General features: G+C 65.2%; 8 protein-coding genes. All 8 read left to right on the forward strand.

The window, feature by feature from the left end:
• Window positions 1–18 precede the first annotated feature (18 nt).
• On the forward strand, window positions 19–555 hold the full coding sequence (locus RBR29_RS02460; RefSeq protein WP_320346906.1) for a YqaA family protein: 537 nt from the start codon (window positions 19–21) through the stop codon (window positions 553–555).
• Between the two features lie 236 nt (window positions 556–791).
• Window positions 792–4,724, forward strand: a complete 3,933-nt coding sequence (locus tag RBR29_RS02465) for an FAD/FMN-binding oxidoreductase (RefSeq protein ID WP_320346891.1) — start codon at window positions 792–794, stop codon at window positions 4,722–4,724.
• A gap of 224 nt (window positions 4,725–4,948) precedes the next feature.
• Complete coding sequence (locus RBR29_RS02470) at window positions 4,949–5,512, forward strand: GbsR/MarR family transcriptional regulator (RefSeq protein ID WP_320346892.1); 564 nt, start codon at window positions 4,949–4,951, stop codon at window positions 5,510–5,512.
• The gene (locus tag RBR29_RS02475) at window positions 5,509–7,083 is read left to right on the forward strand and encodes a cytochrome ubiquinol oxidase subunit I (protein ID WP_320346894.1); all 1,575 of its coding nucleotides are present in this window, start codon (window positions 5,509–5,511) and stop codon (window positions 7,081–7,083) included. The genes RBR29_RS02470 and RBR29_RS02475 overlap by 4 nt, the downstream gene beginning before the upstream one ends.
• Window positions 7,084–7,098: 15 nt before the next feature.
• Window positions 7,099–8,256 carry a cytochrome d ubiquinol oxidase subunit II gene (gene cydB / locus RBR29_RS02480; RefSeq protein WP_320346896.1) on the forward strand — a complete coding sequence of 386 codons (1,158 nt, stop codon included), beginning with the start codon at window positions 7,099–7,101 and terminating at the stop codon, window positions 8,254–8,256.
• A 10-nt stretch (window positions 8,257–8,266) separates the two neighbouring features.
• The gene (gene cydX / locus RBR29_RS02485) at window positions 8,267–8,395 is read left to right on the forward strand and encodes a cytochrome bd-I oxidase subunit CydX (protein ID WP_320346898.1); all 129 of its coding nucleotides are present in this window, start codon (window positions 8,267–8,269) and stop codon (window positions 8,393–8,395) included.
• Window positions 8,392–10,164: a thiol reductant ABC exporter subunit CydD gene (gene cydD / locus RBR29_RS02490; protein ID WP_320346900.1), complete on the forward strand. Its 1,773-nt coding sequence runs from the start codon at window positions 8,392–8,394 to the stop codon at window positions 10,162–10,164. The genes cydX and cydD overlap by 4 nt, the downstream gene beginning before the upstream one ends.
• The coding region (locus RBR29_RS02495; RefSeq protein ID WP_320346902.1) for an ABC transporter transmembrane domain-containing protein at window positions 10,161–11,091 on the forward strand (931 nt) is incomplete at its 3' end. The genes cydD and RBR29_RS02495, both read left to right, overlap by 4 nt.

Raw genomic sequence — 11,091 nt, forward strand, 5'->3', positions numbered from 1 at the left:
GGCTACACTCCACCCACCATGGAAGCCTGGCTGCAATCTTCGATCCACACGCTGCTGACCTTGTTTGCATTGCCCAAGGTCGGGCTGCCCGCGATATTCCTCGTCAGTCTGGTGTCGGCCACGCTGCTGCCGATGGGTTCGGAACCCGCAGTCTTCGCCTACGTGCAGCTGACGCCGTCCATGTTCTGGCCTGCCGTGCTGGTTGCCACTGTAGGCAACACCCTGGGCGGCAGCATCAGCTATGCCATGGGCGCCGGGGCGGAAGCCGTCTGGCTGCGCTGGCGCGCACGGCGGCCGGAACCCGAGCATGAGAGCACGCTCGCCGGTGGCCGCTGGCATGCCCTGACATCCCACTGGTTCCAGCGGTTCGGCCCGCCCGCGCTGCTGCTGTCCTGGCTGCCCGGCATCGGTGATCCGTTGTGTGCCGTCGCCGGCTGGCTGCGCCTGCCTTTCTGGCCCTGTGTCGTCTACATGGCCATCGGCAAATTTCTGCGCTACGTCATCATGACGGCTGCGCTGCTGCACGCCTGGCCGTGGGTGAGCCGACTGCTCTGAACCACTGCCACACCCAATACCCACCACACTCGGCCATAAGCTCATCTCGAATCCATGACGTTTTGCCCTTAAACTAAGGATCCTCTGAACCAGTCCTCGCGCCGGCTATCGCTGCGATTCTCGCCTTGCATCCCATCCCGGACCCACAGCGCCCGCTTGCCGCTCGACTGGCTCGATGTTCCCTAGACGATTGCCCCTCCCGGTCCCAGGGGCGCCGCTGATTCCTCGCTACCCTCATGAACGCCCCTGTTGCCCGCGAACTGCTCGCATCCCCCCAGGCACCGCGCCTGCGCGAAATCCCCTACAACTACACCTCCTGGTCGGACCGTGAAATCGTCTGCCGGCTGCTGGGCGAGGAATCCTGGCAACTGCTGTCCGAACTGCGCTCGCAGCGGCGCACCGGCCGTTCGGCCCGGATGCTGTTCGAGGTGCTGGGCGACATCTGGGTCGTGCTGCGCAATCCCTACCTGCAGGACGATCTGCTGGACGACCCCAAGCGCCGTCACCAGTTGATCGAGGCCCTGGACCACCGGCTGGCCGAAATCGACCATCGCCGCGACGACGATCACGGCCCGCGCGATGCCCAGGTCCAGAAACTGCTGGCCGCCGCCCGCACTGCCGTCGCCGACTTCGAGGCCCGTTTCGTGGAAACGGCCGAACTGCGCCATGCCACCCTGAAAAAACTGTCCCGCCTGACCCGCCGCGACAATATCCGTTTCGACGGCCTGTCACGCGTTTCGCACGTCACGGATGCGACCGACTGGCGCGTGGAATACCCCTTCGTCGTGCTGACGCCGGACACCGAAGACGAAATCGCCGCCCTGGTGCGCGCCTGTATCCGGCTGGGCCTGACCATCATCCCGCGCGGCGGCGGCACCGGCTACACCGGCGGCGCCATCCCGCTGTCCTGGCGCTCGGTGGTCATCAATACCGAAAAGCTCGACGCCATCGGCCCGGTCGAAGCCATTGCCCTGCCAGGGGTCGAAGCCCCTGTCCATACGGTCCTGACCGGCGCCGGCGTGGTGACGCGCCGCGTGGCCGAGGCCGCCGAAGCCGCCGGGCGCGTCTTTGCCGTGGACCCGACATCGGCCGACGCTTCCTGTGTCGGCGGCAACGTCGCCATGAACGCCGGTGGCAAAAAAGCCGTACTCTGGGGCACGGCGCTGGACAATCTGGCCTGGTGGCGCATGGTGGATCCCCAGGGCAACTGGCTGGAAATCACCCGCCTGGACCACAACCTGGGCAAGATCCACGAAGTCGACGAAGCCCGTTTCGAACTCAAATGGTTCGACGGCGCCAAACGCCCGGGGCAGTCCCTGCTGAAGACCGAAATCCTGGCGATCGAAGGCCGCCGTTTTCGCAAGGCGGGCCTGGGCAAGGACGTCACGGACAAATTCCTCGCCGGCCTGCCCGGCGTGCAAAAAGAAGGTTGCGACGGCCTGATCACGGCTGCGCGCTGGATCCTGCACCGCATGCCGGCGCATACGCGCACCGTCTGCATGGAATTCTTCGGCCAGGCCAAGCTGGCCGTGCCCTCGATCGTCGAAGTCAAGCACTACCTGGAAACCCAAGGTCGAAGCCGGGGGGTGCTGCTGGCCGGCCTGGAACACCTGGACGAGCGCTACCTGCGCGCAGTCGGCTACGCCACCAAGAGCAAGCGCGGCACCCTGCCCAAGATGGTCCTGATCGGCGACATCGTCGGCGACGACGAAAACGCCGTGGCCCTGGCGGCCAGCGAAGTCGTGCGCATCGCCAATTCGCGCCATGGCGAAGGCTTCATCGCCGCCAGCCCGGAAACCCGCAAGAAATTCTGGCTGGATCGCGCACGCACCGCCGCCATCGCCCGCCACACCAATGCCTTCAAGATCAACGAAGACGTCGTGATCCCCCTGGAGCGCATGGGCGAATACACCGACGCCATCGAACGCATCAACATCGAGCTGTCCACCCGCAACAAGCTGCGCCTGGCTGATGCCCTGCAAGCCTATCTGGACGGGGACCTGCCGGTCGGCAAGGCCGAAGACCACGACGATGCCGAGCACACCCGCGACACTATCCTGTCCGCCCGCCGCCGCGACGCCCTGGACACGCTAGCCGCAGTGCGTCGCCGCTGGGCCTGGCTGCTGGACCATCTGGACGCGCCGCTGGCCGACAGCCTGGACACCCTGTCCTCACTGGGCCTGGAGGCACGCCGCCCCGAACTGGAAGAACGCCTGTCCGCCCAGCCGGACACGCGCATCATCGACCTGATCCAGGATCACACCCTGCGGATTTCCTGGAAGACCGACATTCGCAGCGCCATGGAACGCCACTTCGCGGGCGCCAAATGCGCAGCGGTCCTGGCCGGCCTGCAGGCCACCCACGACCGCATCCTGAAAAGCCGGGTCTTTGTCGCCCTGCACATGCACGCCGGCGACGGCAACGTCCATACCAATATCCCCGTCAACTCCGACGACTACGAGATGCTGCGCGAGGCCAACGACGCCGTGGCCCGCATCATGGCCATCGCCCGCAGCCTGGACGGCGTGATCTCGGGCGAACACGGCATCGGCTTGACGAAATACGAATTCCTGACCGAGGCCGAACTGGCGCCATTCCAGGACTACAAGCGGCGCATCGACCCCGAAGGCCGTTTCAACGCCGGCAAATTGATGCCCGGCGCGGACCTGACGCGCGCCTGGACGCCCAGCTTCAACTTGCTGGGCTACGAATCGCTGATCATGCAACGCACCGAGATCGGCGCCATTTCCAACGCCATCAAGGACTGCCTGCGCTGTGGCAAGTGCAAGCCGGTCTGCGCCACCCATGTGCCACGCGCCAATCTGCTCTATTCGCCCCGCAACAAGATCCTGGCCACTTCGCTGCTGATCGAGGCTTTCCTGTACGAGGAGCAGACCCGGCGCGGCGTCAGCATCCGGCACTGGGAAGAATTCGAGGACGTCGGCGACCACTGCACGCTGTGCCACAAATGCTTCAACCCCTGTCCAGTGGACATCGATTTTGGTGACGTATCCATGGAAATGCGCGCCCTGCTGCGACGCATGGGAAAAAAATCCTTCAATCCCGGCACGGCGGCATCGATGTTCTTCCTGAACGCGAAAGACCCCCGCGTCATCAAAGCCACTCGCGCCACCATGATCGGCATGGGCTACAAAGCCCAACGCCTGGCCCATGATCTGCTGGCACCCGTGGTGAAAAAACAGGTCGCCCAGCCCCCTGCCACCGTGGGCAAGGCTCCGGTGCGCGAACAGGTCATCCACTTCGTCAACAAACGGATGCCCGGTGGCCTGCCCAAGCAGACCGCCCGCAAGCTGCTGGACATCGAAGATCCGCACATCATCCCGATCATCCGCAACCCGGCAACGACGGCTCCTGACAGCGAGGCCGTCTTCTATTTCCCGGGCTGCGGATCGGAACGCCTGTTCTCCCAGGTGGGTCTGGCGACCCAGGCCATGCTGTGGCATGTGGGCGTGCAGACCGTGCTGCCGCCCGGCTATCTGTGCTGCGGCTATCCGCAGCGCGGCAACGGCCTGGCCGACAAGGCCGAACAGATGGTCACGGACAACCGCGTGTTGTTCCACCGCATGGCCACGACGTTGAACTATCTGGACATCAAGACCGTGGTCGTGAGCTGTGGCACCTGCTACGACCAGCTCGAAAGCTACCAGTTCGACAAAATCTTCCCCGGCTGCCGCCTGATCGACATCCACGAATACCTGCTGGAAAAGGGCGTGGACATCACCGGTGTCCAGGGCGTGCGCTACATCTACCACGACCCCTGCCACACCCCGATGAAGCAGCAGGATCCGATGAAGACCGTGAAATCCCTGCTGGGCGCGGACAAGGCCATCAAGACCGACCGCTGCTGCGGCGAATCCGGCACGCTGGCGGTCTCGCGCCCCGACATCTCCACCCAGGTCCGCTTCCGCAAACAGGAAGAACTGGCAAAGAACACCGCCGCCATCCGCGCCGACGGTTTCCAGGGTGAAGTGAAGATGGTCACATCCTGCCCGTCCTGCCTGCAGGGCCTGGCCCGCTATGAACAGGACACGGGCCTGTCGGCCGATTACATCGTGGTGGAAATGGCCCGGCACCTGCTGGGCGAGCACTGGATGCCGGACTATGTGAAGGCCGCGAACACGGGCGGCATCGAACGCGTGCTGGTGTAGCAGGAAACCTCTGAACAGGTCGATCGGCAAGCGGACGCTGTCTGTCGTTCGAGATGGGATTTCAGGGGTTTCCTGGGCCCCGCCCGCGCCCCGTTGCGCAGACGGGGCGCCGCGAAATCGCCTGTTGGCCGTAGGGGCATTGGCAAATGATCAAACTTGATCTATATTTGCTTTACTTGTTATTTCAGAAAATACTGAAATTGCAAAAACAAATAAACCGCCCCATGATTCTGTCTTCTCAATCCGAACGCTTCATCCTGCACTTTGGTGAAATGGGCAGCCGTTGGGGCGTGAACCGGACCGTCGGCCAGATCTATGCTCTGTTGTTCATCGCCCCGCATCCCCTGAACGCGGATGAAATCGCCGAAACCCTGCAATTCTCGCGCTCCAACGTCAGCATGGGGCTCAAGGAACTGCAGTCATGGCGTCTGGTCCGCCAGGCGAACCGGGTCGGCGACCGGCGCGATTACTACGAATCCCTGGGCGATGTCTGGGAAATCTTCCGCGTGCTCATGGAAGAAAAGCGCCGGCGCGAAATCGACCCGACGCTCAGCCTGTTGCGCGACATGCTGCTCGACGCGCCCGAAGGCGAAACCGATGTCCACGCCCGCCAGCGCATGCAGGCCATGCTGGAACTGATCGAGTTGTCCACCGACTGGTTCGACGAAATCCAGCGCCTGCCACCGGAAACCCTGCAAAACCTGATGCGGCTCGGTGCCCGCGTCCAAAAAGTTCTCGGCTTTGCCGGCAAGCTTCGCAATCCCAAACTTTCGGGGGATCCATCATGATCGACTTCGACGTCGTCAATCTGTCGCGGTTCCAGTTCGCTGCCACTGCGCTTTATCACTTCCTGTTCGTGCCGCTCACGCTCGGCCTGTCCTTCCTGCTCGCGATCATGGAAAGCGTCTATGTCATGACCGGTCGCCCGATCTGGAAGCGCATGACCATGTTCTGGGGGACGCTGTTCGGCATCAATTTCGCGCTCGGCGTGGCCACCGGCATCGTGATGGAGTTCCAGTTCGGCATGAACTGGTCCTACTATAGTCACTATGTCGGCGACATCTTCGGCGCGCCACTGGCCATCGAAGGGCTGATGGCCTTTTTCCTGGAAGCCACGTTCGTCGGCCTGTTCTTCTTCGGCTGGGATCGCCTGTCCAAACTCGGCCACCTGACCGTGACCTGGCTGGTCGCGCTGGGCACCAACCTGTCGGCCCTGTGGATCCTGGTGGCCAACGGCTGGATGCAGAACCCCGTCGGCGCGGTGTTCAACCCGGACACCATGCGCATGGAAATGACCGACTTCGCCGCTGTGCTGTTCAATCCTGTGGCCCAGGCCAAGTTCGTGCACACCGTCAGCGCCGGCTATACGACGGGTGCCATGTTCGTGCTGGCGATCAGCGCCTGGTACCTGCTGCGCAAGCGGCACATCGACCTGGCCAAACGCTCGATGGTCGTGGCCGCCAGCTTCGGCCTGGCCGCGTCGCTGTCCGTGGTCGTGCTGGGTGACGAAAGCGGCTACTTGACCACCGAACATCAGAAAATGAAGATCGCGGCCATGGAATCCATGTGGCAGACCGAACCGCCGCCGGCCAATTTCAACCTGATCGCCATCCCCAACCAGGAGGAACACAAGAACGATTTCGCCCTGGAAATCCCCTATGTGATGGGCATCATCGGCACCCGTTCGCTGACAACGCCGATGCTGGGCATCAACGATCTGGTCGCGCGGGCTGAAACGCGGGTGCGCAACGGCATCACCGCCTATGAAACCCTGCAACACATCCGCACCAACCCGGATGACCAGGACGCCCGCCAGCGCTTCGATGCCATCTGGCCCGACCTGGGCTATGGTTTGCTGCTCAAACGCTACACGCAGGATCTGTCCACGGCCACGGACGATCAGATCCACCAGGCGGCGCTCGACACCGTCCCCAACGTCGCCCCCCTGTTCTGGACGTTCCGTATCATGGTGGCCGTCGGGTTCTATCTGATCCTGTTCTTTGCCGTCGCCTTCGTGCTGGCCTCGCGCGGCCATCTGGACCGCAATCCCCGGCTGCTGAAGATCGCGCTCTGGAGCCTGCCCCTGCCCTGGGTGGCCATCGAATGCGGCTGGCTCGTGGCCGAATACGGCCGCCAGCCCTGGGTCATCGAAGGCGTGCTGCCCACCTATTACGCAGCTTCCGGCCTGACGCTCATGGACCTGGTCATCAGCCTGACCATCTTCCTGGCGCTCTACACCACCCTGCTGGTGATCGGCGTGAAAGTCATGCTGCACGCCGTCCGCAAGGGCCCCGAAGATACACATGCCCCGCAGTCCTCTGCTGCTGGCATGCCCGGACAGATTCCCCTGCAGGCTTGAACTGGAGATCGCACAATGGAAACCTTGATTCCTCTGGACTACGGCACGCTGCGCGTGATCTGGTGGGCCCTGCTGGGTGCTCTGCTGATCGGCTTTGCCATCATGGACGGCTTTGACCTGGGCGTGGCCGCGCTGCTGCCCCTGGTCGCCCGCACCGACACCGAAAGACGCGTGGCCCTGAACCTCGTCGGCCCGGTCTGGGAAGGCAACCAGGTCTGGCTGATCACGGCAGGCGGGGCCATTTTCGCCGCCTGGCCGCTGCTGTACGCCGCGTCCTTTTCGGGCTTCTATCTTGCCATGATGCTGGCGCTGCTGGCCCTGATCCTGCGGCCCGTCGGCTTCAAGTACCGCAGCAAGCTCCAAAGCCCGCGCTGGCGCAGCAACTGGGATGCCGTCCTGTGCTTTTCGGGCGTCGTCGCCGCCCTGGTATTCGGCGTGGCCATGGGCAACGTGATCCTTGGCGTGCCCGCCAGCTTCGACCCCGATACCATGCGCCCCCTCTATACCGGCCACTTCTTCCAGCTGTTCACGCCCTTTGCATTGCTGGCCGGCGTGCTGAGCGTCACGCTGGTGGCCATGCACGGCGCCGTGCTGCTGGCCTGGCGTACAGAAGGCATGGTGGCGGCCAGGGCGCGTCGCTGGGGCGCGGCGGCCGCGCTGCTGTCGATCGTCCTGTTCGTGATCGGCGGATTCTGGGTGGCCTACGGCATCGAAGGCCATGCCATCACCAGTCTCACGGAACCCGCCGCTGCTTCCAATCCGCTGGCCAAGAGCGTTGCGCTCCAGACCGGTGGCTGGCTGTGCAATTTCACGATCTGGCCCGCGATGTGGCTTGCCCCGGCCGCCGGGGTGATCGGGGCACTACTCACGGCCAGCCTGCTGTCTGCTGGCCGCAGCGGCCCCCTGGCGTTCCTGGCCTCATCCGCTTCGTTTGCAGGCGTGATCCTGACGACCGGTTTCGCGCTGTTCCCCTTCATCCTGCCCTCATCGAGCCAACCCGAGGCAGGACTGACGGTCTGGGACGCCTCATCCAGCCATCTGACGCTGTGGATCATGCTGCTCGTGACCCTGATTCTGCTGCCCATCGTCACCGCCTATACCGCCTGGGTCTACCGTGTGATGCGCGGCAAGGTCTCGGCCGAGTCGATCGATACAACCCCCCACGCCTATTAAGGAGCCGGACATGTGGTATTTTTCTTGGGTTCTGGGCCTGGGACTGGCCTGCGCATTCGGCATCCTGAATGCCATGTGGTTCGAACTGCGCGAGGGCCATGCCCACGCGCCACCCGCGCCGCTCCCGGACACTGAATGACCGATCGATCCCGCCTGGAATACGATCCGGCCATCGTCCAAGCAGCAACACCTGCCCAGACCCGGTGGCTGAAGGGTCTGGCGCGCCTGGCACGCATCCCGCTGGTCCTGGCTGCGACTGCCCCGCTGTTGGCGGGTGGCCTGCTGGTCCTGCAATCCTGGCTGCTGTCGGGCGTGCTGGAAGCCGGATTCGTCCACGGGATCGATCGCACCGCCCTGATGCAGCCGCTCGCCTGGATCGTCACACTGATCCTGATGCGTGCAGCGCTGTCCTGGGCAGGCGAACGGGCGGGGACGCTGGCGGCGGAACGCATCAAACACACGGTTCGCCAGACATTGATGCGCACGCTGCTGGCCGCAGGCCCCACCTGGACGCGACGCCAGGCATCCGGGGAACTGGCAGGTACGGTGGTCGAGCAGACCGAGGCCCTGGACGGCCATTTTTCCCGCTACCTGCCGTCCATGGCGGCGGCGGCCATTCTGCCGATCGCCTTTTCCCTGGTCATTCTGCCCGTCGATCTCATCGCCGGCCTGCTGCTGCTGGCAACCGCCCCGCTGATTCCCCTGTTCATGGCCCTGGTCGGCTGGGGAGCCGAGGCCGCCAGCCGACGTCATCTGCACACCTTCGCCCGCCTGTCGGGCCTGTTCGCCGACCGGCTGCGCGGCCTGGCCACCCTGAAACTGCATGGCCGGGCCCAGGCCGAAGCCACAGCCGTCGCCCAGGCCAGCGATACCCTGCGTGCCCGCACCCTGGCCGTCCTGCGCATCGCATTCCTGTCTTCTGCCGTGCTGGAATTTTTCGCCGCTCTGGGCGTGGCAGGCGTCGCCGTCTACATCGGCCTGAGCTATCTGGGCTATCTGGACCTGCGCCCTCAGCCCCTGACGCTCCAGGCGGGGTTCTTCTGCCTGCTGATGGCCCCGGAAGTCTATGCGCCGCTACGGCAGTTTGCAGCCCATTACCATGACCGCGCCGCTGCACGGGCCGCCGTAGCCCAGATCGAAGACACCTTTGGCTGCCTGCCAGCCACCGATCCTGCGACACCGCAGCCCACCGACAGCGTACAGGACACGCAGGCCCATGCCTGGTCTCCGGAACGCCAGGCCACGGGCCTGGCCGTGCAGGCCGGTCCATTGCGCCTGAGTCTGCCGGAACGCCCCCATCCCATCCTGAATGGGCTGACCCTGTCAGCCCGTGCGGGTGAACACATTGCGCTGCTTGGTGACAGTGGGGCAGGCAAGACCAGCCTGCTCGAAGTTCTGGCGCGGATCCAGACAGCCGACGGCCCCCTGAGCCTCGATGGCCGCCCCCTGTCCGAATGGCCGGAGGCCGTGCTGCGTGAACAGCTGATTCTGATCGGCCAACGGCCCTACCTGCTGCAAGGCTCCATCGCCGACAACATCCGGCTCGGATGCGCCAACGCAAGCCCTGAGGCCGTCGCCCTGGCCGCACAACGCGCCTGCGTGAGCGATTTTGCCCAGCACATGCCCCACGGCCTGGACAGCCAGATCGATCCGCGCGGGCAGGGCCTGTCCGGTGGTCAGGCGCAGCGCGTCGCCCTGGCACGGCTCTACCTGCGCGCGCCCCGTCTCATCCTGCTCGACGAACCCACAGCCCATCTGGACGCCGCCACGCGCGATGCCGTGCTCGACGGGCTTCTGGATTTCGCGCGCGGACGCACCCTGCTGCTGGCCACCCATTCCGCCGAAGTGGCCAGCCGGTTCCCGCGCCGGATCCAGCTGGCAGGTGGCCGCATCGAGTCCGCAGCATGAACCCCACCGACGACCCCGCATCCATCACCCAGGACGACCGGCCGATGAACCGCAGGCACCTGCTGCTGCAGATCTACCGGCGCCACTGGCCCAGCCTGGCGGCCACCGTCGCCCTGACCCTGCTGACGGTGGCGGCCGGCGCGGGTCTGCTGGGCGTTGCCGGCTGGTTCCTGGCCGGCGCAGCCCTGGCCGGGGCCGCCTCGACGAGCGCCGCGCAGGCGTTCAATCTATTCGTGCCGTCCGCACTGGTGCGCGGATTCTCGTTTCTGCGCATCGGCGCCCGCTATGCGGAGCGCCTGGCCGGCCACACCGCCACCCTGCATCTGCTGGCCACACTGCGCAGCACACTGTTCCGCGCACTGACCCGCCTGTCGCCGCGCCAATTGGGCCGCTATCGTTCGGGCGATCTGGTGGCCCGCCTGACCTCGGACGTCGATGCGCTCGACACCCTGTTCCTGACCCTGATGGCGCCTCTGCTGAGCGCCCTGCTGGCCGGCCTGGCCATGGCGGCCATCCTGGCGTGGCAACTGCCGGCTGCCGCCAGCATCGTCACAGCAGTTTTTCTCGCAGCCATCCTGCTGATCCCGGCCATCCTGCTGGTCCAGGCCCGGGCATCGGGCCAAGCCATACAGGACAGCGCGGCCCACTTGCGAACAGCCGTCCAGGAAGCCGCAGAGGGCCATGCGGACATCCGGGCCCTGGCGCTGTCGGATTCCGTCCTGCTGCATTTCGACCGATCCTGCCGACAGGCCGCGCGCGCCCGGGACACCCAGGCGGGCCTGGGTGCCAGTGGGCAAGGGCTGATTCACGCCGCCACCGGCGCCGCGCTGCTGTCCATCCTGTGGGCGGGCCTGGATGCCGTCGCACTCGGCACGCTGCACGCGCCGGTGCTGGCCGGGTTGCTGCTGGGTACCCTGGGACTGTTCG

The sequence above is a fragment of the Castellaniella sp. genome (genome assembly GCF_034007085.1).
Taxonomy (GTDB): Bacteria; Pseudomonadota; Gammaproteobacteria; order Burkholderiales; family Burkholderiaceae_B; genus Castellaniella.